Origin of the sequence: Streptomyces sp. NPDC005878 (genome assembly GCF_040629815.1) — a bacterium.
Classification (GTDB): domain Bacteria; phylum Actinomycetota; class Actinomycetes; order Streptomycetales; family Streptomycetaceae; genus Streptomyces.
Genome location: NZ_JBEXWK010000001.1, coordinates 382,338 through 407,880, shown reverse-complemented (window position 1 = coordinate 407,880; position 25,543 = coordinate 382,338). Strand labels below are relative to the sequence as shown.

The following is a 25,543-nucleotide window of genomic DNA, read 5'->3' as shown; positions in this document are numbered from 1 at the left end:
CCCGAAGGCCCATCAGATGATTGAGATACCGGACCTGGCCGCCGGAGGCCTGGCGGCCGGGACCCTGTCCGCGTTCGTGCTGGGGGGCGGGCTGCTGCGCTCCCGGCGCCGGACGGCCCGGCAGCGGGAGGAGATCGCCGAGCTGCGCTCCCAGGGGGAGGGCGCCCGCGCCGAAGCGGCCCGCCTCTCCCGGGCGTACGCCGCGGAGGTCGCCCACCTCGCCCAGCGCCGAGTCCCGGCCGAGGCGACCCGGACCGCGCATCCGCACGTGCAGGTGCCCGGCCCGCTCCACCCGGACCTCGCCGGCACCGAGCTCGGCGCGGGCCTGGACGGCGTCCTCGAAGGCGTCGCGACCGCCGTGGCGCAGGAGCGCAAGCGGGTCGACGCCGCCGCCCGCGCGGGCATGCGCGGCGCCACCCGGGAGATCCAGGCCGGGCTCTACCGCCTCCAGGACCACCTGCGCGGACTCCAGCAGCGCTACGACGACCCGGAGCTCGCCCAGACGCTCTTCGCCCTCGACCACGAGAACGAGCAGTCGCTGCGGCGCGCCCAGGTCACCGCCGTGGTCTGCGGCGCCTGGGTCGGCCTGGCCCGCGAGGAGTCGCACCTGGTGGACGCGGTGACGGGTGGTCAGTCCCGGCTGGTGGGCTACCACCGGGTGCGCATCCACAACCATCTGGAGCCGGGCACCGCGCTCGTCTCGCACGCCGTCGAGCCCGTCGCGATCATCGTGGCCGAGCTGCTCGACAACGCGCTGCGCCACTCCGCCCCGGACACCGAGGTCGTGGTCAACCTCGAACGCGCCCACCACGGCGTCTCGGTCACCATCGACGACGCCGGGGTCGGCATGAGCCGCGACGAACGCGCCTACGCGCAGCGGATGGTGGCCGGAACCGAGGCGATCCTGCTCTCCGAACTCGGCGACCCGCCCCGGATGGGCCTGGCCGCGATCGGCCAGCTGACCCGGCAGTTCGACCTCTCGGTGGACCTGTCCTCGCCGTCGCCCTACGGTGGCGTCCGCGCGGTACTCCTGGTCAAGAACCACCTGCTGAGCCGGATCGACCCCGCGCGGCGGCCGCCCGCCGCGGCGGCCCCCCGCTCCACCCGCACCCCCGAGGTGCGGCCGGTGCCGGAACACGCCCTTGAGCCCGCCGCGCCCGCCGTGCCCCCTGTGCCCCGGCCCGCCGCCGTGTACGTCCCCGGAGCGCCCGCCTCCGAACCCGCGCCCGACGGCGACGCGCTGCCCCAGCGGCGCCGCCGCACCCGGGCCGCGCTGCCCGCCGAGACGGCCGCGGCGCCCGCCCGTACCCCCGAGGAGTCGGCCGCCGCGCTCGGCGCACTGCAGTCCGGCACCGCCGCGGCCCGCTCCGCCGCCCCCACCGAAGGGAACGAACCGCGATGACCAGCGGCACCACCGGCGAGACGGCGTGGGTACTGGACGCGATCCTGGAGATCCCGCACGTCCAGGCCGCCGTCCTGCTCACCCGGGACGGTCTCGTCTCCGGCTACACCCAGGCCCTGTCCCAGGCGTCCGCCGAGCGCACGGCCGCCATCATGAGCACCGTGCAGGGCGCCTGCCGCACCGCGGCGGCGGCCTTCGCGGACCAGGAGGACGCCCGGATCCGCCAGGTGGTCATCGAGTCCGACCACGGGTACATCCTGGTCGCGCCGACCGCCCACGGCACCTGTGTGGCCGCCTTCGGCGACCCGGAGGTCCGGCTCGACCTGCTCGCCCACCGCGTCCACTCCCAGGTGGCCCGGCTCGGTGAGAAGACCATGGCGGCGGCGCCGCGCACGGCCGACGGCGCCACCCACGTATGACGGGCCGCCGCGGCGGCCGCCCGCTGGTCCCCGCCTATCTGTCCACCGGCGGGGTCGCCCGGCCCAGCCGCAACAGCCTGGAGCGGCTGTCGGTGCTGACCGGAGGGGGCGGCCCGGAGCCCGCCGGACTGCCCGCCGCCCAGCACGCCCTGCTGGACGTGCTGGACGGCGGCTCGCTCACCGTCGTCGAGACGGCCGCGCTGCTCGAACTGCCGGTCTCGGCCGTGCGGGTGCTCGCCGCCGCCCTCGTCGACCAGGGGCTGGTGAGCGCCCGCCCGCCGATTCCCGTCGCCACCCTGCCCGCACCCGATCTGTTGAAGAGAGTGGCCGATGGCCTCCGCGCCCTCAAGCAGTAGCCCCGGCTCCACCGGCGCCGCCGGGGCCCGGGGGATCCATCTGCCCGACACCGCGCGCGAGCTGGTGAAGATCCTGGTCGCGGGGCCGTTCGGGGTGGGCAAGACCACCCTGATCGACTCGGTCTCGGAGATCCGCCCGCTGCACACCGAGGAGCACCTGAGCGAGGCGTCCGCCACGGTGGACGACCTCGCCGGCGTCCGGGACAAGACCACCACCACGGTCGCCATCGACTTCGGGCGGATCAGCCTGGGCGGGGGAGTGGTGCTCTACCTCTTCGGCACCCCCGGACAGGAACGTTTCCGCTCGCTGTGGGCCGACATCGCCTACGGGGCGCTCGGCGCGCTCGTCCTGGTGGACACCCGCCGCATCGACGACTCCTTCGACGTGCTCGGCCTGGTGGAGGAGACCGGACTGCCGTACGCGGTCGCGCTCAACACCTTCCCCGACTCCCGCCCGTACACCGAGGAGCAGCTGCGCCGCGCCCTCGACCTGGAGGCCGGCACCCCGATGGTGACGTGCGACGCCCGCGACACCAACTCCTCCATCGACGCCCTCCTCGCGCTCGTCCAGCACCTGATCGCCCGCAACCGCCCGGAGACCCGGTGAACGCCCACCCCGCCTATCCCGCCCCCGCAGCCGCCTTCTCGCTCTCCGCGCCGGTGCGGCTGTGGGAGGACGGCTTCGCCGCCGACCCGCACGCCTACTACGCGGCGCTGCGCGCCCAGGGCCCCGTCGGCTGGGCCGAACTCGCCCCGGGCGTCCCCGCGTACGTCGTCACCGACCGGCGGGCCGCGCTGGACCTGCTGCACGACAGCGACACCTGGTCCCACGACCCGAGGCCCTGGGAGGCCACGGTCGCCGCGGACTCGCCGATCCTCGGCATGATGCGGTGGCGGCCCAACGCCCTCTTCGCCGACGGCGACGCCCACATCCGCTACCGCCGCACCCTCCTCGACGCCTTCGACCTGGTCGAGCCGCACGACCTGCGCGAGCGGGTGCACCGGGCGGTGGACATCCTGGTGGGCCGGTTCGGGCCGGCCGGGCGGGCCGACCTCGTGACCGAGTTCGCCCGGCCCCTGATGGCGCTGGTCTTCAACAACCTCTTCGGCCTGCCCGACAGCGAGAGCGGCCGCCTCAACGACGCCCTGGGCCAAATGATGGAGGGCGGCGAGCAGGCAGCGCGGGGCGAGGCCGAGTACGGCCGCTACGTCCTGGAACTCATCGCCGCCAAGAGCGAGCGGCGCGGCGACGACCTCACCAGCCGCCTCCTGGACCACCCGGCGGGACTCACCCCCGAGGAGGTCACCTGGCAGGTGTTCCTCACCCTCGGCGCGGGCCACGAGCCCACCGCCAACCTCGTCTCCAACGCGCTGTCGCGCATCCTCGGCAACCCCGCCTACTACTCCACCCTGACCAGCGGCTCGCGCCCGGTCGCGGACGCGGTGGCCGAGGTGCTGCGGTACGAGACACCGCTGTCCAACTACGGCATCCACTTCGCCCGCCGGTCGCTGAGCTTCCACGGCGTGTGGATCCAGGCCGCCGTGCCGGTCGTCGTCTCCTACGGCGCCATCGGCCACTTCGCGGAGCACGACCACGCCGGGTCGCACCACCCGCACGACGCCTCCCACCTCTCCTGGTCGGCGGGCGACCACGGCTGCCCCGTCAAGCAGCACACCCTGCTCATCGCCACCGAGGCCATCGAGCGGCTCACCCAGTGGCTGCCCGACCTCACCCCCACCACCGAGCGCGGGCGCCTGACCTGGCGCCCCGGCCCGTTCCACCGTTCGCTCACGTCGCTGCCCGTCCGCTTCACCCCCCGCACCCCCGACCAGCCAGGAGAACGAGCATGACCTCGTCCACGCGAGTGCCCCTCGACCCGTTCGGCGCCGACATCCCCGCCGAGAGCGCCAGGCTGCGCGCGCTCGGCGCGGTGGTGCCCGTCGAGCTGCCGGGGGGAATCCCCGCCTGGGCGCCCACCCGTTACGACACCCTCAAGTCCCTCATCCTGGACCCCCGGGTCAGCAAGGACCCGCGACAGCACTGGAGGCTGTGGCCGGAGCTGGGGGAGCACCCCGACTGGGGCTGGATCCTGGGCTGGGTCGGCGTGATCAACATGCTCTCCACCTACGGGGCCGACCACACCCGGCTGCGCAGGCTGGTCGCCCCCAGCTTCACCGCCCGGCGCACCGAGGCGATGCGCGCCCGGGTGGAGCAGATCACGGCCGAGCTGCTCGACTCGCTCGCCGAGGCGGGCGCCTCCGGTGAGACGGCCGATCTGAAGGCCGCCTACGCGCACCCCCTGCCGATGCGGCTGATCTGCGAACTCTTCGGTGTCCCCGACTACTTGGTCAAGGACATGGCCCGGCTGATCGCGGCCATCATGGACACCTCGGACCCGAGCCCCGAGCACGCCGAGTCCGTCCAGAAGCAGATCGCCTATGTGCTGCCCGCGCTCATCGCGTTCAAGAGCGAGGTGCCCGGCGACGACATGACCACCGAGCTGATCAAGGTCCGTGACGAGGACGGCGACCGGCTCAGCAACGAGGAGCTCGTCTACACCCTGCTGCTCGTCATAGGCGCCGGCTTCGAGACGACCGTCAACCTCATCGGCAACGCCGTCGTTGACCTGCTCCACCACCCCGACCAGCTCGCCGCGGTCCGCTCCGGCGAGATCGGCTGGGACAACGTGATCGACGAGGTGCTGCGCGTCCACCCGTCCATCGCCACCCTGCCCCTGCGGTTCGCCGTCAGCGACATCACCGTCGACGGGGTGACCATCCCGGCGGGCGACGCCATCGTCACCACCTACGCCGCGGCCGGCCACGACCCGGCCCACTACGGCGAGGACGCCGGCTCCTTCGACGCCACCCGCGCAGCCGACGACCACCTGGCCTTCGGCATCGGCGTCCACCGCTGCATCGGCGCGCCCCTGGCCCGGATGGAGGCGCTCACCGCGCTGCCCGCCCTCTTCGACCGCTTCCCCGACCTGAGCCTCGCCGCGAAGCCGGACGAGCTGAGCCAGGTGCCGTCGTTCATCGCCTTCGGCTACCAGGAGATCCCGGTCCGCCTGGGCTGAACCGGGCAGACGGCCGAACCCGGCCGGGCCGGTGGCCCCTTCGGGGTCGGCCGGCGGCGACGTACCGCTGCGTTTCGGACGATCCGAGCGGGCACGCCGCCGGGTGCACGCCCCGCCTCGCCGGTGCCCGCGCCGGGGCCGGGGAACTCGGCGCCGGGCGAGGGGGGAGTGCTGCCCGGCAGCCCAGGACGGGGCCGCCGGGCAGCGTGGGCGGCCCCGAACGCAGCAGCACCGTGCCCCGGCGGCCGAACGAAGCGGCACCGCCCCGGCGGCCCAGCCGACTACTGCACGCGGACCTCGGATCCCTCCGAGCCCCCCTCGTCCGGCAGATGGACGTCGTCGACGGAGATGTTGACCTCCACCACCTCCAGGCCCGTCATCCGCTCCACCGCCGCGATGACGTTCTCGCGCACCTCGGCCGCGACCGCCGTGATGCTCACGCCGTACTCCACCACCACGTCCAGGTCGATCGCGGTCTGCCGCTCACCGACCTCGACCTTCACACCGCGGCTCACCGACGCGCCGCGCGCCCGCGGCACCCGGTCGCGCATCGCGCCGATGGTACGGGCGAACCCGCCGCCCAGCGCGTGGATGCCCGGCACCTCGCGCGCGGCGAGACCGGCGATCTTCTCCACCACGCCCCCGGCGATCGTCGTGCGGCCCCGGGTCGCGGGTGGCTGACCCGCGCCGCTGCGCGCGGTCTGCAGGGTGGTGCCCGAAGTGCCGCTGCGGTATTCGTCGATGTCGGGGCTCTCGGGCTTCTCCACGGCCGGGCTGATCGGCTCCGTCATCCGAAGCCACCTCCTGGGGGTCGGTAGTCGGGTGCGCGGGGTCCGCGCGCTCTCGTTCTGCGAGTACCGTGCGCGCGGCGCGTCATGCGGGCAAGGGGGCGTTTCCCGCCCCTCGTTATTTGTCCGGCGCGCGTCAACACGGGCGCCGTCCGCTGCTCCGGCCGGGTTCTCCTGCTGTACAAGAACGCGCGAGACGGTGGTCGGGAGTGATCCCATGACTGCCGTGGCAACTGATGCCCCGTCAAGACAAGGCGTCACCGGCGCCTTTTCGGCTGGAGGAAGATCATGAGACGTATCCGGTTGACCCGCTGTCTCCTCGCTCTCACGGGCGCGCTCTCTCTGGCGACCCTGCCCGCGACCCCCTCGGCCGCCAACCACCGGGGCACCCCGGTCCTGCGGGTGATGCCGCTGGGCGACTCGATCACCTGGGGCGGCGGCAGCCCCACCCTCTCCTCCTACCGCCGCCCGCTGTGGCAGCTCATGCGGCTGGAAAGGCGGTACACCGTACGGTTCGTGGGCTCCAAGGCCTCCGGCAGCTTCGCCGACTTCTCCAACGAGGGCCACAGCGGCTACGTCATCGACCAGCTCACCGCCGGCATCGACGGCTGGATGGCCGGGGCCCGCCCCGACGTCGTGCTGCTGCACATCGGGATCAACGACATCGCCCGGGGCATCGACCTGCCGCACGCCCCCGACCGCCTCGCCGCCCTCGTCGACCGCGTCTACGCGGACAAGCCGGACGTCACGGTCCTCGTGATGGGGCTCATCCCCACGACGAGCGGTCTGGAGAAGCCCGCCGAGGAGTTCAACGTACGGGCCAGGGAGCTGGAGGACACCGAGCGCGCGGCCGGGCGGAAGTTCCGCTATGTGGAGCCGCCCGCGCTGACCTCGGGCGAGTTCCTGGACCAGCTCCACCCCAACGACGCCGGGTTCCGGCGGATGGCCTGGTCCTTCTTCAAGCCCCTGGAGGAGGTGTGGCGCCGGGGCTGGGAGTCCGGCGGCCCCGCGCTGGGCGCCGGCACCGAGGCGGGCGGCGCGAACCCGGTGCGCTGGGCCGACCTCGACGGCGACCGCCGCATGGACCACTTCACGCTCGACGGGAACGGAGGCGTCCTCGTCCGGCTCAACCGGGGCGGTGACGGGCGCGGCGGCTGGCGGCCGCTCGGCCGGGTCCTCGACGGTCTGCCCGACGACCCGGCCCGGGTGCGCTTCGCGGACTTCGACGGCGACGGCCGCGCCGACTGCCTCACCCTGGACGCCGAGGGCGCCGTCTCCGTACGGCTGCACCGGGGCGGCGAGGGCCACGGCGGCTGGCTGCCGCCGGAGCGCGTCACCGACGGAACCACGGCGGATGCGGGCCAGGTGCTGTTCGCGGACTTCGACGGCGACGGCCGCACCGACTACGTCACCCTCGGCTCCACCGGTGAGGTACGGGTCCGGCTCAACCGGGGCGGCGACGGCAACGGCGGCTGGAGCGACCGGGGCCGGGTCGCCACCGGCGTGACCGCCGACGCGAGCCGGGTGCGGTTCGCCGACCTCGACGACGACGGCCGCCCCGACTACAGCGTGCTGGGGCAGGACGGCGCGGTCCGCAGCTTCCTCAACCGGGGCGGCGACGCCCGGGGCGGCTGGGTCGACCTGGGCACCACCACGACCGGCTCCACCCCCGACGCGGACCGCGTCTCGCTGGCCGACTTCAGCGGCGACGGCAACGCGGACTACATCCTGGCCGGCCCCTCCGCCACGGAGGCGTCCGTACGCGTGTGGGCGGGCGGGGACGGCCACGGCGGCTGGACCGACCGGGGGCCGGTGGTCTCGGCGGCGCCGAAGCCGTGACCGCGCCGGTCCGCACACTCCGGCGGGCCCACACCAAGTGAACGGTGTGGGCCCGCCAACTCCCTTTTCCTGTCCAGGAATTCGACGCGCGACGCATTGACACCTCTGGTCCGGACCACGATTCTGAGAGCGCTCTCACGAGGAGGAAGGAACGATTCCCCCTCGCGGCGCCCCCCACGTGAACCGCCGAATCCGATGAGGAGTTGGAGCGTTGTCCGTCCAAGGAAAGTTGTCCGTCCAACGAAAGCTGCTGGCGCCCCTGGTCGCCGCGTTGCTGCTGGCAACGGGGCTCACCGCCACCGGCGCGGCCACCCCCGCCACCGCCGCCGTGCCCTCGACCCTTCCGTTCACCGTGACCAACAACTCCGGCCGCGCCGAACCCCTCTACCTCTACAACCTCGGAACGCTGCTCTCGACCGGCCGGCAGGGCTGGGCCGACGCCGACGGCACCTTCCACCCCTGGCCGGCCGGAGGCAACCCGCCCACCCCGGCGCCCGACGCCTCGATCCCGGGTCCGGCGAACGGGCAGTCGAAGACCATCCGGATACCCAAGTTCTCCGGACGTGTCTACTTCTCGTACGGTCAGAAGCTCGTCTTCAAGCTCACCACCGGCGGTCTGGTGCAGCCCGCGGTGCAGAACCCGAGCGACCCCAACCGGAACATCCTCTTCAACTGGTCCGAGTACACGCTCAACGACTCCGGGCTGTGGCTCAACAGCACCCAGGTGGACATGGTCTCGGCCCCGTACGCGGTCGGCGTCAAGGCCGCCGACGGCACCGTCCGGTCGACCGGGCACCTGAAGCCGGGCGGCTACAACGGCTTCTTCAGCGCGCTGAGGGGCAAGCCGGGCGGCTGGGCGGGCCTCGTCCAGACCCGCCCAGACGGATCGATTCTGCGGGCGCTCGCCCCCGGCCACGGCATCGAGACCGGGGCGCTGCCCAGGACCGTGCTCGACGACTACATCAACCGGGTGTGGCAGAAGTACAGCACCTCCACGCTGACCGTCACCCCCTTTGCGGACCAGCCCGACACCAGGTACTACGGCCGGGTCTCCAGCTCCACCATGGACTTCACCAACAGCGCGGGCACGGTCGTCACCCGCTTCCAGAAGCCCGACGCGGACAGCGTGTTCGGCTGCTACAAGCTGCTCGACGCCCCGAACGACCTGGTGCGCGGCCCGATCTCGCGCACGCTGTGCGCCGGGTACAACCGCTCCACGCTGCTGGTCAACCCCAACCAGCCGGACACCGGGTCCGCCGCCTTCTACCAGGACGCGGTGACCAACCAGTACGCGCGTGAGCTCCACGCCCGGATGGCCGACGGGCGGGCGTACGCCTTCGCCTTCGACGACGTCGGCCACCATGAGTCACTGGTGAACGACGGCGACCCCCGGCAGGCGTACCTGACCCTGGACCCGTTGAGCTAGGCCCGTCCGACGAGGCCCCCGCCCGCCCCCGACGGGGGACGGACGTTCGACCGGGCGGCTCATCCCGTGGGAGACCTCCCGCTCCGGGGGAAGGCTCGCAGGCAGCACGCCAGTCACGCGAGTCCAGCCGGAAGGAGACCGGGATGAGCCGCTCCGAGCAGAGCGACACGGCGGGAATGGAGGGCAGCGGGGGCAACGCGGGGTACGGGAGCAAGCCCTTCAAGCGCTCGCGCAGCCACTTCGTGGACCGCGTCACCCGCGACGGGCGCGACGGCTGGCCCGTCGAGTACGGCCGCTACCGGCTGGTCGTCAGCCGGGCCTGCCCCTGGGCGAGCCGCGCCCTGGTCTCCCGGCGCCTCCTCGGCCTCGACGACGCGCTCTCGCTCGCGGTGGCCGACCCGATCCAGGACGACCGCAGCTGGCGCTTCACCCTCCAGCCCGACGGCCGCGACCCCGTGCTCGGCATCCGCTACCTCGGTGAGGCCTACGAGGCGCGCGAGCGCGGTTACTCGGGCGGCGTCAGCGTCCCGGCGATCGTGGACGTACCCAGCGGGAAGCTGGTCACCAACGACTTCCAGCAGATCACCCTCGACCTCGCCACCGAGTGGCGCGAGCTGCACCGGCCGGGGGCGCCCGACCTCTACCCCGAGCAGTCGCGCGACGAGATCGACGCGGTCATGGACGGGGTCTACCGCGACCTCAACAACGGGGTCTACCGGGCCGGCTTCGCCACCGACCAGGGGGAGTACGAGGCGGCCCACCGCGATGTGTTCCGCCGGCTCGACCTGCTCTCCGGGCGCCTCGCGGACCGCCGCTACCTGGTCGGGGACACCATCACCGAGGCGGACATCCGGCTGTTCACCACGCTGGTGCGCTTCGACGCCGTCTACCACGGACACTTCAAGTGCAACCGGAACAAGCTGACCGAGGACCCGGTGCTCTGGGCCTACGCCCGGGACCTCTTCCAGACCCCGGGCTTCGGCGACACGGTCGACTTCGACCACATCAAACGCCACTACTACCTCGTGCACTCCGGCATCAACCCGACCGGCATCGTGCCCGCCGGCCCCGATCTGTCCGGCTGGCTGACCCCGCACCACCGGGAGGAGCTGGGCGGCCGCCCGTTCGGGGACGGCACCCCGCCCGAGCCGGTGCGGCGCGGGGAGGCGATCCCCGAGGCGGGCCGCCCCTGACCTTTCCCGCGCGCCGCGCAGGGTGCCGGAACCGGCTCGCGTGGCCGTGGACCCGAGGCACGGGCAAGATGTTCCCAGATCGCTTTATCGACTTTATGGGGTTCACTCCGAGGCCCTGAAGTCGTTCACCTGTGCGAACTGGGAAGCGGCGATGAGCGAAGAGTCGGTCATGGGTGGGCAGTGCCGGCTCCTGACCACCGGAGAGCTGATGCCGGGCGACGTCGTCGCGACCGGCGTGGACAGCTGGCACGTCGTCCTGCGCACCGCCCCCGCCAGCGAGGCGCGGACCCGGCTCGTGCTGCGCCCGCTGGGCGGCGGCCCCGACCACGAGCGCCTGCTCGACCGGCGCGAGCGCCAGGTGGTGCGGGTGAGCCGCGTCGACCCCGCCGACGCCGGACGCCCCGAGAGTACGGGGACGGGCCGTCGGCGGGTCGTGGTGACCGGGCTCGGCGCGCTCACCCCGCTCGGCCCCGATGTGCCCGGACTCTGGCAGGGGCTGCTCTCGGGGCGCTCGGCGGTCGGCCTGCTCGACGGCGAGGAGTTCGCCGCGCTCCCGGTACGGCTCGCCGCGCGGGCCGCGGTGGACCCGGCCGAGCTGCTGCCCAGGCCCCAGGCGCGGCGGATGAACCGCTCCGCGCAACTGGCCGTGCTCGCCGCCCGGGAGGCCTGGCGGGACGCGGGCCTGGACCCGGAGGGCGCCCGTCCCAGCGGGCTGCTGCCCACCCGTGCCGGGGTGTCGATGGGCTCGATCCTCGGCGGCGCGCCGGTGCTCGTCGACGCCCAGCGGCGGCTGGAGGAGCGCGGCCCGCGCGCGGTCTCGCCGCACACCGCGCCGATGCTGGTGCCGTCCTCGGCCGCCGCCCAGATCTCCATCGACCTCGGGATCCTGGGCGAGGCGAGCACCCTGGTGTCGGCCTGCGCCTCCGGCACCGAGGCCATCGGGCGTGCCGTGGACCGCATCCGCGACGGCCATGCCGACCTGGTGGTGGCGGGCGGCACCGAAGCCGTGATCATCCCGGCCGTCCTGGCCGCCTTCGCCGCGATGCGGGCCGTTTCCACCCGCAACGACGAACCGGCCTCCGCCTGCCGCCCGTTCGACGCGAAGCGGGACGGGTTCGTCCTCGGCGAGGGCGCGGGCGTCCTCGTCCTGGAGGCCGAGGAGCACGCCCGGGCCCGCGGAGCGCGCGTCTACTGCGAGGCCGCCGGCTGGGGGCTTTCCGCCGACGGCTTCCACATGGCGGCCCCCGAACCCGGCGGGCGCGGTATCGAGGCCGCGCTGCGGGCGGCCCTCGCGGACGCGGGCGCCGGCGCGGCGGACGTGGTGCACGTCAACGCCCACGCCACCGCCACCCTGGAGGGCGACCGGGCCGAGGCGCGGGCCCTCGGCCGGGTCCTGGGCGCCCACACCCCGGACGTCCCCGTCACCGCCAACAAGGGCGCGCTCGGCCACCTCCAGGGCGGCGCCGGAGGCGTCGAGGCCATCGCCGCCGTCCTGACCCTGCGGGACGGGCTGATCCCGCCGACCGCCGGGTGCGACGACGTCGAGGACGGGATCGACCTCGACGTCGTACACGGCAGCCCGCGCTCCCTGCCGCTGGACGGGGACATCGCGCTCAGCGACTCGTTCGGCTTCGGCGGGCACAACGCGGTGCTCGCCTTCCGGAGCACCGGCTAGTCCGCCCGGCCCGCCGGAGAAGCACGGCTCAGCCGAGCCCGCCGGCCAGCGCGCTCATCAGCGTGCCGCCCGGCGTGTCGCCGGACATCTCCCAGATCATCGCGCCGAGCAGACCCTTCGTCTTGAGGTAGGCCGTCTTCCTGCCGATCGACCAGGCGTCGTCGAAGCTCCACCACTGCCCGTCGGCGCCCGTGTAGCCGTACGTGGAGACCGACTGCTCGTCGTGGAAGACGGTCAGCCCCGGCACTCCGGCGATCATGTTGCCGTAGCCGCGCACCCCTGCCTCCTCCGGGAACTGGCCGGGCGCCGCCCCCTTGGCCGCCTGCCACTCGCCGTGCGCACCGCCGTCCGTGACGCTCTGCCAGCCCCGCCCGTAGAACGGGAAGCCGACGGTGAGCTTGCGCGGGTTCACCCCGGCGTCCAGATAGGCCTGGACGGCCGCCTCGACGCTGAAGTGGGTGGCGTAGGGATCCTGGGCGTCGGTGTACAGGTTCGCCTGGTGGCCGGTGCGATCGGGCTCCCAGGAGTTGTCGCTGCCCGCGCCGTGGAAGTCGTACCCCTGCACATTGGCGAAGTCGAGGGAGGAGAAGATGCGGCTCAGGTCCCAGCCCTGCTGGATCTTGGCCGGGTCGGCGGGTGTGAACGCGGTGAGCAGCCGGTGCGGACCGCTCAGCGCGTCGAGCTGCTTGCGGAACTCGGCCAGCAGCAGCGTCAGGTTGGCCCTGTCGGCCGCGGAGTGGTGGTTGCCCGCGTGGCCGTCGGGCGAGCCGGGCCACTCCCAGTCCAGGTCGATGCCGTCGAAGACCCCGGCGCCGGTGCCCGGACCGCCCGCGCCGTTGTAGGCGGGAAGATTGCCCTTGATCCACACGTCGACGCAGGAGGAGACGAACTTCTTGCGCGAGGCGTCGGTGGCGGCGGCGTCCGTGAAGAACTTCGAGTACGTCCAGCCGCCGAGCGAGACGACGGCCTTCAGGTGGGGGTACTTGGCCTTGAGCTTCTTGATCTGGTTGAAGTTGCCGCGGAGCTTGGCGTAGCCGTCGTCGGCGACGCCGTCGACGGACTGGGCCGCGGCGAACGGCCTGGCGTAGTCGGCGTCCGCGTCACCCGCGCCGGTGCCCTGGTCGGGGTCCTGGGGGTTGCCGCCCACGCCCTTGGTGACACCGGCCAGACACGTCAGGTTGACGGGATCGATGTTCTCGAAGGCGTAGTTGACGACGTCGAGGCGGGCCGCCGAGCCGGAGGTGTCGAGGTTCTTGACGAAGTACTGGCGGCCGTAGATGCCCCACTGGGCGAAGTAGCCCACCTTCAGGTACTTGCCGGCCCCCGCCTGGTCGTCCGTGGTGACGGCCAGCGCCGCGGAGGCGGGCGAGGCGTTGTCGGCCGCGTCGCGCGCCCGGACCGTGAACGTGTACGTGGTGGCCGGGGTCAGCCCGGCGACAGTCGCGGTGAGCGCGGTGGCGGGAAGCGTCTGGGAGAGCTCCCCGTCGCGGTACACGTCGTACGCGGCCACGCCGACGTTGTCGTTCGACGCGTTCCAGGCCAGGCTCACGCCCGTCGACGTCCGGCCGGTGGGGCGCAGTGCGGTGGGCGCGGTGGGCGGGTCCGGGTCGGAGGCCGGGTCGGTGGTCGTCGCCGTGACCGCCGCGCTCTGCGGACCGGCGTTGCCCCGGGTGTCCCGGGCCCGGACCGCGAAGCTGTAGGCGGTGGCCGGGGTGAGACCGGTGACCGTGGCGGAGGGGGCGGTCGCGGTGGCCACGACCGTGCCGCCGCTCAGCACGTCGTACGAGGCCACCGGGTGATCGCCCCCGTTCGCCGCCGCCCAGGCGAGTGAGACGGTGTGCGCGGTGACCGAGGTGACCGAGGGGGCGCCGGGCGCGGAGGGCGGGACGTCCGGGGTGCCGTCGCACTTGTCGCCGTTGACCGTGCACGCGCCGGGCGTACCGACCGGGCCACTCGCCACGAACCAGTAGCTGTACGGCTCGGTGGTGGAGCCGGCCTTGACGGTCGCGTTGTAGTAGGCGTTCCGCACCGTCACATGGCGCCCGCTGACGGTGGCCTCGCCGTTGTAGTGGCCGCTGAGCGAGACGCCGGGCGGGAGGTCGAACTCCAGGGTCCAGCCGGTGACCGGGGAGGAGGTGGTGTTGCGGATGACGTACGTCCCCTTCCACCAGGAGCCGTTGTCCTGGCCGGCGAAGGAGGCGGTCAGACCGCTGGCCGCGTGCGCGGGCGTGGCGGCGAGGCCGGTGAGGAGGGCGACGGGGAGCAGCAGCGCGCCGAGCAGGGCGAGCAGTCTCCGGTGCGGTGAGGGGCCCGCTGAGGGCGTGGACGGCGAGGACGGCATCGTTCCTCCCTGTGGTGCCGTGGGGGATGGGACAGGGCGGATCGCTGGGCAACGTAGAAGGTCTGGACCAATCGGTCAACCGTCTGGTCCAGACCTTTTTCGCCCGCCGTCGTCCGGGCGACCTGACCGCACCCTCGCGGCCCCTTCCGGGCGATGCCACGCACCTCGGCGACGCCCCGTCCGCGCGTTTCGACCGCACCCCGGTGGCTCACCGCACCCCCGGCCGCCCCGCTACACCGTCTCCCCGGCCAGGGCCGCCACCAGCGTCCGCCGCAGCACCGCCGCGAACCGCACCGGATGGGTGCTCAGACCCACGTGGCCGCCCGGGAACTCGACAAGGCCGGTGCCGAACCGTTCGGCCAGCACCGCCGCCGGACGGGCGAGCAGCAGCCCCCGCGAGGCGCGCCCGCACGCCGGGACCAGCCGTCCGCCGTTCGCCGCCAGCGCGTCCAGGTCCGGCACATGGCCGCTGAACTGCCGCAGTTCGCGCTCCAGGAACTGCGGCATGTTCTCTCGCATCCGCCGCAAGCGCTCGGTGTCGTCCGGGATGGCGGCCGGTCCGGCGCCCAACTGCCGCTCGTCGTCCGGCTCGTCGGTGCCCTCCTGGCCCGCCGCCGCGCCCAGCGCGGCCATCGCCGCCTCCAGGCCGCCGCGTCCGTACGCCTCGACGACGCCCGCGAAGGCCGCCCGGCACCGGTCCGCGTCGGGCAGCAGGCCCAGCGTCGGCGGCTCGTGGGCCACCACCAGGCGCAACCGCTCCGGATGGCGGGCGAGCAGGTCGAGCGCGATGATCGCGCCCGAACTGCTGCCGAAGACGAACGCGGGCGCGTCCGGCGAGACCTCGTCGAGCAGGTGCCGCATGTCGTCGCTGTGCGTCCGCACCCCCTGGTCGCGGCCGCGCTCACCGGCCGCGCTGCGGGACTTGCCGCGCGGGTCGACGGCGACGACGGTGAACCGGTCGGCCAGGTCCGCTCCCACCAGGTCGAAGGAGGCGGCGTCCCCGCCCCCGCCCGGGATCATCAGCAGCACCGGGCCGGTGCCGTACTTCTCGTAGTACAGGGTCGCGCCGGGTACGGGCAGTTCAGGCATGGGTCGCTTCCTCCGGGGTCGGGGCCGGCCAGTGGGTGAGGGCGACGTGCAGGGCCGCCACGGCCCGCCGCCACGAGGTGTCCACGTCGCGTACGTGGTTGAAGCCGCCCTGGGCTTCGAGGCTGAGGTAGCCGTGGAAGGTGGCGCGCAGCAGCCGTACCGCGTCGGTCAGGTCCGGCTCGGCGAGCCCGTAGCCGCGCAGCATCCCGTAGGTGATCTCCACGGTCCGGCGCATCGCGGGCGCGTCGGCGACGAGCGCCGGGTCGACGCTGATCTGGGTCGCGGCGTACCGGCCGGGGTGGGCCCGCGCGTACGCCCGGTAGGCGTCGGCGTACGCCATCAGGGCCTCCCGCCCCGAGCGGCCCGCCACCGCGACGGCGATGCGGTCGATCAGCTCCCCGCCGGCCAGCAGCGCGACCCGGGTGCGCAGGTCCCGCACGTTCTTGACGTGCGAGTACAGGCTCGCGTCCTTGACCCCGAAGTGCCGGGCCAGCGCCGAGAGGGTGACGTGGTCGAAGCCCACCTCGTCCGCCAGCTCGGCGGCGGCGGCCGTGATCCGGTCCGCTGTCAGTCCCGCACGCGCCATGCGCCCCGTACCTCCGTCATCGGTGCCCGACACCCCGGACCTGTTCGAACCTAGGCTCCCTAGCCTGAAACCTAGGATACATAGGTTTAGCTTCCGGCGGCCACCCGGACGGCGTGCGGGGGCCGCGCCACACCGGCGGAACCGCTCCCCGGCGACACGGCCCTGCTCCCGCCGCGCCACCGGGACTAGTCTCTGGCGACACACAGCCTTGGGGAGGCAGCCGTGCCGCAGGATCCGACGGAACGCCGTGTCGTCGTCACCGGGGTGCCCCGGCGCACCCGCGGGCCCGCCGGATACCGGCCCCGGACCGAGATCGACGAGCAGACCACGCTCGGCCACACCTATGTGCGCTCCCTCATGCGCAGCCAACTGCTCGCCGGACTGACCGTGTTCGCCGTGCTCGTGCTGCTGGTCGGGCCGCTGCCGCTGGTGTTCGCGGTGCGACCGCAGAACCCCGGGCTCGTCTGGGGCGTGCTCGGCTTCGGCGTCTACCCGCCGCTCGTGCTGCTCGCCCGCTGGTACGTGAGGCGGGCCGAGCGCAACGAACAGGACTTCGCCCGCCTCGTCGAGGACCGCTGAGCGCCCGCCCGGCGCCGCCCAGGAACGTGGACACGTGAACCAGAACTACGCCGTACTGGCGGTGGCCCTCGTGGTCCTCGCCACGGTCCTCGTCGGCGCGCTCGGCCTGCGCATATCCCGGACCACCTCCGACTTCTACGTGGCCTCGCGCACCGTCGGCCCCCGGCTCAACGCCGCCGCGATCAGCGGCGAGTACCTCTCCGCCGCCTCCTTCCTTGGCATCGCGGGCCTCGTCCTCGTCCAGGGCCCCGACATGCTCTGGTACCCGGTGGGCTACACCGCGGGCTACCTGGTCCTGCTGGTGTTCGTCGCGGCCCCGCTGCGCCGCTCCGGCGCCTACACCCTGCCCGACTTCGCCGAGGCCCGCCTCGAATCGCGCTCGGTGCGCCGGTTCGCCGCCGCCCTGGTCGTCGGCGTGGGCTGGCTCTACCTGCTGCCGCAGCTCCAGGGCGCCGGGCTCACCCTGAACGTGCTGACCGGGGCGCCGCGCTGGTTCGGGGGCGTGCTGGTCGCGGTGGTCGTCGTCGCCACCGTCGCCGCGGGCGGCATGCGCAGCATCACCTTCGTCCAGGCCTTCCAGTACTGGCTGAAACTCACCGCCCTCCTGGTGCCCGCCCTGTTCCTGGTCCTCGCCTGGCACGGCGACGGCGCCCCGCGCGTCGCCTTCGACGAGCCCGCCGCCTTCCGCGAGCAGCGGTCGGTACGCGTCGACGACACCCTCGACCTCACCCTCGCCGCCCCGCTCACCGTCACCGCGACCGGCACCGTCGACGGCACCCGCCACCAGGACGAACGCCTGCTCCTGACCGGCGGCACCCACCGCGTCGAACGCGGCACCCGGCTCGTCTTCGCCCCCGGCGGCCGGGTGCCCGGCAGCGACGCGGGCAGCGCGGGCATGTCCACCCCGCTCGCCCACGCCCGCAAGGAGCGCCCGCTGTACGCCACGTACGGGCTGATCGTCGCCACCTTCCTCGGCACCATGGGCCTGCCGCACGTCGTGGTGCGCTTCTACACCTCCCCGCACGGCGTCGCCGCCCGCCGCACCACGGTCGTCGTCCTCGGCCTGATCGGCGCCTTCTATCTGCTGCCGCCCGTCTACGGGGCGCTGGGCAGGTTGTACGCGCCCGAACTCGCCCTCACCGGACAGGCCGACGCGGCCGTGCTCGTCCTGCCGCACCTGGTCATCGGCGGCGTCGGCGGGAACCTGCTGGGGGCGCTGCTCGCGGGCGGCGCGTTCGCGGCGTTCCTGTCCACGGCGTCGGGGCTGACCCTGGCGGTCGCGGGCGTCCTCACCCAGGACGTGCTGCCCACCCGGGGCGTGCGGCACTTCCGCCTCGCCACCCTGCTCGCGGTCGCCGTGCCGCTGGCGGCCAGCGCCCTGGTGGGCGGGCTGCCGGTGGCCGACGCGGTGGGCCTGGCCTTCGCGGTCTCCGCCTCCTCGTTCTGCCCGCTGCTGGTGCTCGGCATCTGGTGGCGCGGGCTCACCCCGCCGGGCGCGGTCGCCGGGATGGTGGCGGGCGGCGGCTCGGCGCTGCTCGCGGTCACCGCCACCATGGCGGGGCTGCCCGGCGGCGGCCCGCTGCACGCGCTGCTCGCCTGGCCCGCCCTGTGGTCGGTGCCGCTCGGCTTCCTGACGATGATCCTGGTGTCCCTGGCGACCCCCGCCCGCGTCCCCGAGGGCACGGCCGCCACCCTGGCCCGCTTCCACCTCCCGGAGGCGCTGTACACCGGTCGGCGCGGCGGACCGGCCCACCCCGCGGCCCGTCAGGAGCGGGCGTGAACGGGTTCCTCGCCGGGATGTTCGCGGCCGCCCTGCCCCTGGTCGCGGCCGGCTTCTGGGCCGGGCGGCGCACCGCGCGCCCGCAGGGCCTGGGCGATCTGGGCACGCCCGTCGAGCACGCCACGTTCCAGACCCTGCACACCGCCTCCCTCGCCGCGCCCCCGCTGCGGGCCGGGCTCACCCCCGACACCGCGCGCCGCGCCGCCCGGGGCCTGCGCACCCTGCTCGGCACCGACGCCCTGTGCCTGACCGACGGGTCATCGGTGCTGACCTGGGACGGGGCGGGCGAGCACCACGCCGCGGAGATCCTGGAACGGCTCGGCCGCATCCGCGAGACCGGCCGGGGCGAGGCGTTCCGCATCCGGTGCGACGACGACGGCTGCGCCCTGCGCTGGGCGGTCGTGGCCCCGCTCACCGTCGACGACCGGGTGCACGGCGCCCTGGTCACCTGCGCGCCGCGCGAGTCGGCGGTGCTGGTGCGGGCGGCGGGCGAGGTCGCCCGCTGGGTCTCGGTGCAGTTGGAGCTCGCCGACCTCGACCGCTCCCGTACCCGGCTCATCGAGGCCGAGATCAAGGCGCTGCGGGCGCAGATCTCCCCGCACTTCGTCTTCAACTCCCTCGCCGTCATCGCCTCGTTCGTCCGCACCGACCCCGACCGGGCCCGCGAACTGCTCCTGGAGTTCGCGGACTTCACCCGTTACTCCTTCCGCCGGCACGGCGACTTCACCACCCTGGCCGACGAACTGCACGCCATCGACCAGTACCTGGCCCTGGTCCGCGCCCGCTTCGGGGAACGGCTCTCGGTGACCCTCCAGATAGCCCCGGAGGTGCTGCCGGTGGCCCTGCCGTTCCTGTGCCTGCAACCGCTCGTGGAGAACGCCGTCAAACACGGCCTTGAGGGCAAGACCGACAAGAGCCACATCAGCATCACCGCGCGCGACGCCGGGTCGGAGGCGCTGGTGGTCATCGAGGACAACGGCGTCGGCATGGAGCCCGACCGGCTGCGCCGCATCCTGGCGGGCGAGGCCGGCCCGTCCACCGGCATCGGCCTGTCCAACGTGGACGACCGGCTGCGCCAGGTGTACGGGGACGGGCACGGCCTGGTCATCGAGACGGCGGCCGGCGCCGGAATGAAGATCACGGTCCGGCTGCCCAAGTACCAGCCGGGCGTCCACACGACGCCGGAGCGGCCCTGAAGCGTGTCGCGGAAGGCCGTCTCCGGGCAGGCCGGGGCCTGCCGCGCCCCGCCCTATCCGGCGTACTCGGTGAGGTCGATGGAGTGCACCGCCAGCTGGTTGCCGGTGCGGGGGTCGGTCGTGACCTTCTCGGGGATCATGCCCAGCTTGCGGATGATGTTCTCGGACGCGCTGTCGCCCACGCGCGCGATGGCGAGGACCCGGTCGAGGCCGCGGTCCTGGAGGGCGAACTCCAGCGACGCCTGCGCGGCCTCCGAGGCGTACCCCTGGCCCCAGAACTGCCGTCCCAGACGCCACTCGACCGCCACCGCGGGCAGTACCTCGGGCAGGTACTCGGGCACGGTCAGTCCGGTGAACCCGGCCAGCTCGCCGGAGCCGAGGAGCTCGACGGCGAAGAGGCCGAAGCCCTCCTCGTCCCACTCCTCCTCCCAGCGCTCGATGTCGTCGGCCGTCCGCTCCAGATCGAGGACCGAGCCGTCCCCGGTCCAGCGCATGACGTCCGGATCGGCGTTGATGTCGGCCAGGGCGGGCAGGTCGTCCTCGTCCCAGCGGCGCAGGAGCAGACGGGGGGTGTGGATCTCGGTCATGCGCCCATCCTGTCGAATACGGGGCCGAACCGGTAATCAGCGCCCGCGCGCGGACGCCGCCCGGGAACCGCCGGACGGTCATCGGTGGTGTCCGACGCCTGTTCTCCCGCGGTCCGCTGTGCTTCCATGCCACAGCGACGACGTGGGGCCCGTCGGGGCCGCCGAGCGGCAGGGGGAGCGTGGGTATGGACCGGCGGGGATTTCTCAGAGGCGCGGCCGTGCTTCCGGCCGCCGGACTCCTGGCGTACACGGGCGCGGCGCCCGCCGCGGCCCGCACCCTGGGCACCGCCGACTGGATGGCGGGCCTGGGCGGCCCGACCGACCTGCGGCAGCTGACGATCCCCGGCACCCACGACACCGGCGCCCGCTTCGGCGGCCCGTGGGTCGAGTGCCAGAACGCCGTCGTCGCCGCGCAGCTGAACGCCGGCGTCCGCTTCCTGGACGTACGCTGCCGGGCCACCGGCGACGCCTTCGCCATCCACCACGCCGCCTTCTACCAGAACCTGATGTTCGGCGACGTGCTGATCGCCTGCCGGGACTTCCTCGCCGCCCACCCGGGCGAGACGGTGCTGATGCGGGTGAAGCAGGAGTACTCGGCGGTGAGCGACGCCGAGTTCCGCCGGATCTTCGACCTCTACCTCGACCAGAAGGGCTGGCGCCCGCTGTTCCGCCTCGACGCCACGCTGCCCGCGCTGGGCGAGGCCCGGGGCAGGGTGGTCCTGCTCGCCGACAACGGCGGTCTGCCCGGCGTCCGCTACGGCGACCCGGCGCTCTTCGACATCCAGGACGACTACAACGCCGAGCCCTTCGGCAAGTACCCCAAGATCGAGGCCCAGTTCCGCAAGGCCGCCGACCAGCCCGGCAAGCTCTACGTCAACTATGTGAGCACGGCGGCCGGGCTGCCGCCCGAGTGGAACGCCGCCCGGCTCAACCCGCGGGTGCGCTCGTTCCTGAACGGCTCCGCCCTGGCGGGCCGGACCGGGCTCGGGATCGTCCCCCTGGACTTCCCCGAAGCGACCTCGGGACTCGTCGACGCGGTACTGCGGCACAATCCCGCCCCCGCCGCCATCCCCGCGCGGCCGAACGGGTGACCGAGGGCCCGATGTGCCACGAGGGGCCCAGCGGGCGCGGTCTGCTGATGCGGAGGAAAAACCCCCGAAGTTAAGCTGACGCAGTGGCTGGACGCGACCGACGGCGGATCGGGCCGGGCGAGAGGCTGGCCCTCAACCGCATGGGCAGCTTCGACTGGGACCTGGAGAACAACACCCTCGCGTTCGATGACGCCGGTCTCGCCGTCTTCGACCTGAGACCCGGCGAGTACGACGGGAACCCCGACTCGCTGGCCTCCCGGGTGCCGCCCGAGGAGGGCGCCCGGGTCGACGGCGTCGTCGCCGAGGCCATGCAGACCGGCCGCTCCTCCTACGGCGCCTACTTCCAGGTGAGGCGGCGCAACGGGCACCGGCAGTGGACCCATGTGCGCGGGCGCATCCTGCGCGACGACCGGGGCAACGCCTACCGCGTCCTCGGGATCGTCCGCAACGCCTCCACCGAGCTCACCGAGTTCACCGTGATCAGCCCGCTGGAGGCGGGCCGGCGGCGGATCACCGGCATGGTGCAGGGCACCACCGAGGCCCTCTCCAAGGCGGTGACCGTCGACGACGTCGCCGAGGTCCTCACCGGCAGCGGCGGCCGCGAGCGGTTCGGCGCCGACGGGCTGCTGCTCGGGCTCGTCGAGGCCGGCGCGCTCAAGGTCATCGCCATGTCCGGCGACTCGATGGAGGCGCTCGACGAGCTGAAGCTGCACCGCCTGGACGACTCGCTGCCGCTGGCCGAGGCCGTGCTGACCGGCCGGCCCCGGTTCGTCACCTCGCTCGGCGAACTGGGCCACACCTTCCCCCGGCTCGCCCCGTACATCCAGCGCCTGGAACTGGACGCGGCGGCCTTCCTGCCGCTGATCGCCCAGGCCCGGCCGGTCGGCGGCCTCGCGCTCTTCTTCCGGGGCCGCAGCGACTTCTCCGCCGAGGACCGCAACCTCTGCCTGGGCCTCGCGGGCATCGTCGCCCAGTCGCTCCAGCGGGCCATCCTCTTCGACCAGGAGCGCGAGTTCGCGACCGGCCTCCAGGCGTCGATGCTGCCCCGGCACGTGCCGGAGGTCACCGGCGCCGAGATCGCCGTGCGCTACCACGCCGCCTGGGGCGGCCGGGAGGTCGGCGGCGACTGGTACGACGTGATCCCGCTGCCGCGCGGCCGGGTCGGCGTCGTGGTCGGTGACGTCCAGGGCCACGACACGCACGCCGCCGCGATCATGGGGCAGCTCAGGATCGCGATCCGGGCCTACGCGGGCGAGGGCCACGCGCCCGCTACGGTCCTCGCCCGCGCCTCCCGCTTCCTGGCCGAGCTCGACACCGAGCGCTTCGCCACCTGTACGTACGCCCAGGTGGACCTGGTCTCCGGTGGTGTCCGGGCCGTGCGCGCGGGCCATCTGGGGCCGTTCATCCGGCACACCGACGGCCGGGTGGGCCGCCCCAACCTGCGCGGTGGCCTGCCGCTCGGGCTGGCCAGCGAGTTCGACGACGAGGACTTCCCCGAGACCCGCCTCGACCTGGTGCCCGGCGAGACGATGGTGATGTGCACCGACGGCCTGGTGGAGGAGCCGGGCCTGGACATCACCGCCGGGATGGACTCCCTCGCGGCGGCCGTACGGACCGGCCCCGAGGGGGCGGACGCGCTCGCCGACCACCTCTCCGCCAGCCTCTGGGAGCGCTGGGGCACCGGTGACGACGTGGCCCTGCTGGTGCTGCGCCGCGCCCCCGACCCGGGCACCCCGCAGGCCCCGCGCATCCACCAGTACATCCACCAGGCCGATCCCGAGGGCCTGGCGGAGTCCCGGGTGGCCCTGCGCCGGGCCCTGGAGGACTGGGGCTTCGCGGAGCTCGTGGACGACGTGGAGCTGGCCGCGGGCGAGCTCCTCGGCAACGTCCTGCTGCACACCGAGGGCGGCGCCGTCCTCACCCTGGAGGTGCTGCCGGAGCCGGTGCGGCGCGTCCGGCTGTGGGTCAAGGACCGCTCCAGCGTCCGCCCGCGCCGCAGGACGCCGGGGGAGGCGGCCACCTCCGGGCGCGGGCTGCTGCTCATCGAGGCGGTGTCGGCCCGCTGGGGTGTGGAGCCCCGGGGCGACGGCAAGGCGGTGTGGTGCGAGTTCGTGCCGGAGGGCGCCGGGGGCGCGGCCGCGGATCTGCCGGCCGGGCGGCCGGTGGTGCCGCCGGAGGAGCCCCCGGAGGACTGACCGGCCCGCCCCGCAGCACGGACCGGTCACCCGCGCCGGTACACGACGGACGGGCTCAGAGCCTGTCGTTGAACCCCCGTCCTCCGCCCGGAGGGCGGGCGCAGCGGCGTTCAAAGACAGGCTCTCAGGGCTTGATGACCCAGGCGTCGCCGAGCGAGCGCTCGCCCGAGGAGTCCGACGGGTGGTTGATGACGCCGTCGGCCGCCGTGGCCATCACGCTGGAGCCGCCGCCGTCGAGGTTGAGCGCCTCACGGGCGCCGAGCCGGCGCATCAGCTCCGCGGTCCACGCGATGCTCAGCCCCTCGCTGTAACCCGCCTGGCGGCCGTCGACGACGGCCAGCATCAGCCGGCCGTCGCCGTCCACGCCCATCATCGAGCGGGGGTTGGCGCGGTTGGTCCAGTCGTACGTGAAGGACTGGTCGGAGCCGGCGCGGATGATGCCGTCCCCCAGCGCGTTCACCGACACCTGGCCGTGGCGCACCAGGGTCGGGCCGACCTGCATGATCGTGGTGTCCCGGGTGAGCGGGACCGGGCGGCCGTAGCCGTCGGTGACGCGGGTGCGGATGCCGAGCCGGTCGCCCTCGCGCACATGGCCGAGCAGCCACTGGGCGCTGTCCCCGATGGCCTGGAGGGTGGAGCCCCCGGCCGGGACGGCGGCCCCGCGCGAGGAGTTCACCTCGACCACCCGGTCGTCGGCGTCCAGGACCGCCTCGGCGCCCGCGCCGGACGGCGGGGTGCCCCACTCGGGGGTGAACCGGACCAGCTCACTGGGGTCGGTGCACTCGAAGTCGTGCTGCGGCTTCTCGGTGGGGGTGTCGCCGCCGACCCCGCCGCAGTTCCAGACGTCGCCGGGGAAGCGGTTGACCCCGTCGATCTCCTGGGTGGCGCCGTCCGGCGTGCGCAGCGAGATGTGCGCCCTGATGGTGTCGACGCGGACGTTGCGGCCGCCCTTGGTGATCAGGATCGCGCCCCGGCCCTGGGTCGCCGAGGCGAGCACCTTGCCGTCCTTGACGTAGAACCCCCCGGGGGCGTCGTTGTAGAACCACTGGCCGTTGATGCCCGCGACCGCGTGCGCCCGGGCGACCAGGTCGGTGGCCGGTTCGGTGCCGTACAGGGTGGGCCCGAACTCCGTGTCGACCTTGCCCCGGAACTCGCGGAAGTCGACCCGGATGACGTTGACCTTCTGCGGGGCCCCGGGGTCGGTGCCGTCCTGCGCGGTGTAGCGGGTGTCGCCGCTGAACCCGGCGGCCTTCACCCGGGCCAGCTCCGCGCTCGCCCCGGAGCGCTCGGCGAAGGCGCCCACCCGGACGGTCCAGCCCAGCGTGCCGGCCGGGAGGTCGGCGTACGCGGGCGAGCGGACCTCTTCGACCCGCGGCGTGAAGCCCTGCTCGCGCAGGGCCTCGGCGACCCGGTCCGCCGTGTCCTTCGGGCCGAGCTCGGTGGTGGCCCGGCTGAGCCGGCCGCCGGGGGTGGCCGGCAGGAACACGTGTGCGGTCCAGAAGTCGTCCGCGTTCTTCTTGCCGAGGGTGTACGTCGTGAGGGTGACGCCGGGGCTCAGGACCCGGGTCACCGTCGGCGCGGTGGTCGGCAGGGGCGGCCGGAACGGTCTGGCGGACGAGGCGAGGGAGGGCCGGAGGGCACCGTGGGGGGCGGCCTCGGCGGTCGGGACGACGACCGCGGCGGTCAGGGCGACGGCGGCTGACAGCGCGGTGGCGAGGGTGGTTCGGCGCATGAGGCTTCCTTCGTGGGTGGGAAGGTGCGTCGAAAAGTAGATGGTGTGGACATGACTTGCGCTGATACGTGACACGCTGCCCACATGAAGTGACTCTCACTGATGAGTGAACGAGGCAGGCGGCCGGAAGTAGTTGGCCCGGCCGAACTTCAACCGCCGTTCGGACAACGGCTGCCGCGCCCCCCACCGGGG

21 protein-coding genes are annotated in these 25,543 nt (G+C 73.8%); 15 read left to right on the top strand and 6 right to left on the bottom strand.

Annotated elements, in window-relative coordinates; all coding sequences use genetic code 11:
• Positions 1 to 16: 16 nt before the first annotated feature.
• Genes ABZ404_RS01895 through ABZ404_RS01870 form a run of 6 tightly spaced genes read left to right on the top strand, consistent with a single transcriptional unit; the run spans position 17 to position 5,254 of the window.
• Positions 17 to 1,402: an ATP-binding protein gene (locus ABZ404_RS01895; RefSeq protein WP_358990021.1), complete on the top strand. Its 1,386-nt coding sequence runs from the start codon at positions 17 to 19 to the stop codon at positions 1,400 to 1,402.
• Complete coding sequence (locus ABZ404_RS01890) at positions 1,399 to 1,821, top strand: roadblock/LC7 domain-containing protein (RefSeq protein WP_358990018.1); 423 nt, start codon at positions 1,399 to 1,401, stop codon at positions 1,819 to 1,821. The genes ABZ404_RS01895 and ABZ404_RS01890 overlap by 4 nt, the downstream gene beginning before the upstream one ends.
• A complete protein-coding gene (locus ABZ404_RS01885) occupies positions 1,818 to 2,177 on the top strand; it encodes a DUF742 domain-containing protein (protein ID WP_358990015.1) in 360 nt (119 codons plus the stop codon). The genes ABZ404_RS01890 and ABZ404_RS01885 overlap by 4 nt, the downstream gene beginning before the upstream one ends.
• Positions 2,152 to 2,784: an ATP/GTP-binding protein gene (locus ABZ404_RS01880; protein ID WP_358836828.1), complete on the top strand. Its 633-nt coding sequence runs from the start codon at positions 2,152 to 2,154 to the stop codon at positions 2,782 to 2,784. Before ABZ404_RS01885 ends, ABZ404_RS01880 begins: the two co-directional genes overlap by 26 nt.
• Complete coding sequence (locus ABZ404_RS01875) at positions 2,781 to 4,028, top strand: cytochrome P450 (RefSeq protein ID WP_358836829.1); 1,248 nt, start codon at positions 2,781 to 2,783, stop codon at positions 4,026 to 4,028. Before ABZ404_RS01880 ends, ABZ404_RS01875 begins: the two co-directional genes overlap by 4 nt.
• Positions 4,025 to 5,254 (top strand): cytochrome P450, encoded by a 1,230-nt coding sequence (locus tag ABZ404_RS01870; protein ID WP_358836830.1) that lies wholly within the window; start codon positions 4,025 to 4,027, stop codon positions 5,252 to 5,254. The genes ABZ404_RS01875 and ABZ404_RS01870 overlap by 4 nt, the downstream gene beginning before the upstream one ends.
• Positions 5,255 to 5,535: 281 nt before the next feature.
• Here the strand turns inward: ABZ404_RS01870 and ABZ404_RS01865 are convergent, their stop codons facing one another.
• A complete protein-coding gene (locus tag ABZ404_RS01865) occupies positions 5,536 to 6,045 on the bottom strand; it encodes an Asp23/Gls24 family envelope stress response protein (RefSeq protein ID WP_358836831.1) in 510 nt (169 codons plus the stop codon).
• A 285-nt stretch (positions 6,046 to 6,330) separates the two neighbouring features.
• On the opposite strand from ABZ404_RS01865, the gene ABZ404_RS01860 reads away from it, so the two are divergent.
• The 4 genes from ABZ404_RS01860 (at position 6,331) to ABZ404_RS01845 (ending at position 12,175) form a co-directional block, all read left to right on the top strand.
• The gene (locus ABZ404_RS01860; RefSeq protein ID WP_358836832.1) at positions 6,331 to 7,881 is read left to right on the top strand and encodes an FG-GAP-like repeat-containing protein; all 1,551 of its coding nucleotides are present in this window, start codon (positions 6,331 to 6,333) and stop codon (positions 7,879 to 7,881) included.
• A gap of 229 nt (positions 7,882 to 8,110) precedes the next feature.
• Positions 8,111 to 9,307 (top strand): glycoside hydrolase family 64 protein, encoded by a 1,197-nt coding sequence (locus ABZ404_RS01855; protein WP_358836833.1) that lies wholly within the window; start codon positions 8,111 to 8,113, stop codon positions 9,305 to 9,307.
• A gap of 143 nt (positions 9,308 to 9,450) precedes the next feature.
• Positions 9,451 to 10,500 carry a glutathione S-transferase C-terminal domain-containing protein gene (locus ABZ404_RS01850; RefSeq protein ID WP_358990012.1) on the top strand — a complete coding sequence of 350 codons (1,050 nt, stop codon included), beginning with the start codon at positions 9,451 to 9,453 and terminating at the stop codon, positions 10,498 to 10,500.
• Between the two features lie 151 nt (positions 10,501 to 10,651).
• On the top strand, positions 10,652 to 12,175 hold the full coding sequence (locus tag ABZ404_RS01845; RefSeq protein ID WP_358990009.1) for a beta-ketoacyl-[acyl-carrier-protein] synthase family protein: 1,524 nt from the start codon (positions 10,652 to 10,654) through the stop codon (positions 12,173 to 12,175).
• 28 nt (positions 12,176 to 12,203) lie between these two features.
• Here the strand turns inward: ABZ404_RS01845 and ABZ404_RS01840 are convergent, their stop codons facing one another.
• From ABZ404_RS01840 to ABZ404_RS01830, 3 genes are all read right to left on the bottom strand, one after another.
• Entirely contained in the window at positions 12,204 to 14,516 is a 2,313-nt protein-coding gene (locus tag ABZ404_RS01840; protein ID WP_358833583.1) for a glycosyl hydrolase family 18 protein, read from the bottom strand.
• Positions 14,517 to 14,747: 231 nt separating this feature from the next.
• Positions 14,748 to 15,605: an alpha/beta hydrolase gene (locus ABZ404_RS01835; protein ID WP_358833584.1), complete on the bottom strand. Its 858-nt coding sequence runs from the start codon at positions 15,603 to 15,605 to the stop codon at positions 14,748 to 14,750.
• Entirely contained in the window at positions 15,598 to 16,191 is a 594-nt protein-coding gene (locus ABZ404_RS01830) for a WHG domain-containing protein (protein ID WP_358833585.1), read from the bottom strand. Before ABZ404_RS01830 ends, ABZ404_RS01835 begins: the two co-directional genes overlap by 8 nt.
• Before the next feature lie 222 nt (positions 16,192 to 16,413).
• Here ABZ404_RS01830 and ABZ404_RS01825 point away from each other — a divergent pair, with 222 nt between their 5' ends.
• Genes ABZ404_RS01825 through ABZ404_RS01815 form a run of 3 tightly spaced genes read left to right on the top strand, consistent with a single transcriptional unit; the run spans position 16,414 to position 19,746 of the window.
• Positions 16,414 to 16,770: a hypothetical protein gene (locus ABZ404_RS01825; RefSeq protein WP_358833586.1), complete on the top strand. Its 357-nt coding sequence runs from the start codon at positions 16,414 to 16,416 to the stop codon at positions 16,768 to 16,770.
• Positions 16,771 to 16,804: 34 nt separating this feature from the next.
• Positions 16,805 to 18,550 (top strand): cation acetate symporter, encoded by a 1,746-nt coding sequence (locus tag ABZ404_RS01820; protein WP_358833587.1) that lies wholly within the window; start codon positions 16,805 to 16,807, stop codon positions 18,548 to 18,550.
• A complete protein-coding gene (locus tag ABZ404_RS01815; protein WP_358833588.1) occupies positions 18,547 to 19,746 on the top strand; it encodes a histidine kinase in 1,200 nt (399 codons plus the stop codon). Before ABZ404_RS01820 ends, ABZ404_RS01815 begins: the two co-directional genes overlap by 4 nt.
• Before the next feature lie 53 nt (positions 19,747 to 19,799).
• On the opposite strand, the gene ABZ404_RS01810 is transcribed toward ABZ404_RS01815, so the two are convergent.
• Positions 19,800 to 20,333, bottom strand: coding sequence for a GNAT family N-acetyltransferase (locus tag ABZ404_RS01810; protein WP_358833589.1), 534 nt, complete (start codon positions 20,331 to 20,333; stop codon positions 19,800 to 19,802).
• 185 nt (positions 20,334 to 20,518) lie between these two features.
• On the opposite strand from ABZ404_RS01810, the gene ABZ404_RS01805 reads away from it, so the two are divergent.
• Together ABZ404_RS01805 and ABZ404_RS01800 are read left to right on the top strand one after the other, a co-directional pair.
• Positions 20,519 to 21,424, top strand: a complete 906-nt coding sequence (locus ABZ404_RS01805) for a phosphatidylinositol-specific phospholipase C (protein WP_358833590.1) — start codon at positions 20,519 to 20,521, stop codon at positions 21,422 to 21,424.
• Positions 21,425 to 21,564: 140 nt separating this feature from the next.
• On the top strand, positions 21,565 to 23,619 hold the full coding sequence (locus ABZ404_RS01800; RefSeq protein ID WP_358833599.1) for a SpoIIE family protein phosphatase: 2,055 nt from the start codon (positions 21,565 to 21,567) through the stop codon (positions 23,617 to 23,619).
• Between the two features lie 124 nt (positions 23,620 to 23,743).
• Here ABZ404_RS01800 and ABZ404_RS01795 read toward each other — a convergent pair whose 3' ends face one another.
• Positions 23,744 to 25,351 carry a phosphodiester glycosidase family protein gene (locus ABZ404_RS01795; protein ID WP_358833591.1) on the bottom strand — a complete coding sequence of 536 codons (1,608 nt, stop codon included), beginning with the start codon at positions 25,349 to 25,351 and terminating at the stop codon, positions 23,744 to 23,746.
• Between the last annotated feature and the right edge of the window lie 192 nt (positions 25,352 to 25,543).

Excerpts from the sequence above, each read along its gene's own strand:
- ABZ404_RS01800 (WP_358833599.1), top strand. The coding sequence starts at position 21,565 with ATGGGCAGCTTCGACTGGGACCTGGAGAACAACACCCTCGCGTTCGAT.
- ABZ404_RS01845 (WP_358990009.1), top strand. The coding sequence starts at position 10,652 with ATGAGCGAAGAGTCGGTCATGGGTGGGCAGTGCCGGCTCCTGACCACC.
- ABZ404_RS01865 (WP_358836831.1), bottom strand. The coding sequence starts at position 6,045 with ATGACGGAGCCGATCAGCCCGGCCGTGGAGAAGCCCGAGAGCCCCGAC.
- ABZ404_RS01850 (WP_358990012.1), top strand. The coding sequence starts at position 9,451 with ATGAGCCGCTCCGAGCAGAGCGACACGGCGGGAATGGAGGGCAGCGGG.
- ABZ404_RS01860 (WP_358836832.1), top strand. The coding sequence starts at position 6,331 with ATGAGACGTATCCGGTTGACCCGCTGTCTCCTCGCTCTCACGGGCGCG.
- ABZ404_RS01880 (WP_358836828.1), top strand. The coding sequence starts at position 2,152 with ATGGCCTCCGCGCCCTCAAGCAGTAGCCCCGGCTCCACCGGCGCCGCC.
- ABZ404_RS01870 (WP_358836830.1), top strand. The coding sequence starts at position 4,025 with ATGACCTCGTCCACGCGAGTGCCCCTCGACCCGTTCGGCGCCGACATC.
- ABZ404_RS01830 (WP_358833585.1), bottom strand. The coding sequence starts at position 16,191 with ATGGCGCGTGCGGGACTGACAGCGGACCGGATCACGGCCGCCGCCGCC.
- ABZ404_RS01795 (WP_358833591.1), bottom strand. The coding sequence starts at position 25,351 with ATGCGCCGAACCACCCTCGCCACCGCGCTGTCAGCCGCCGTCGCCCTG.
- ABZ404_RS01885 (WP_358990015.1), top strand. The coding sequence starts at position 1,818 with ATGACGGGCCGCCGCGGCGGCCGCCCGCTGGTCCCCGCCTATCTGTCC.
- ABZ404_RS01890 (WP_358990018.1), top strand. The coding sequence starts at position 1,399 with ATGACCAGCGGCACCACCGGCGAGACGGCGTGGGTACTGGACGCGATC.
- ABZ404_RS01835 (WP_358833584.1), bottom strand. The coding sequence starts at position 15,605 with ATGCCTGAACTGCCCGTACCCGGCGCGACCCTGTACTACGAGAAGTAC.
- ABZ404_RS01895 (WP_358990021.1), top strand. The coding sequence starts at position 17 with ATGATTGAGATACCGGACCTGGCCGCCGGAGGCCTGGCGGCCGGGACC.
- ABZ404_RS01805 (WP_358833590.1), top strand. The coding sequence starts at position 20,519 with ATGGACCGGCGGGGATTTCTCAGAGGCGCGGCCGTGCTTCCGGCCGCC.
- ABZ404_RS01840 (WP_358833583.1), bottom strand. The coding sequence starts at position 14,516 with ATGCCGTCCTCGCCGTCCACGCCCTCAGCGGGCCCCTCACCGCACCGG.
- ABZ404_RS01810 (WP_358833589.1), bottom strand. The coding sequence starts at position 20,333 with ATGACCGAGATCCACACCCCCCGTCTGCTCCTGCGCCGCTGGGACGAG.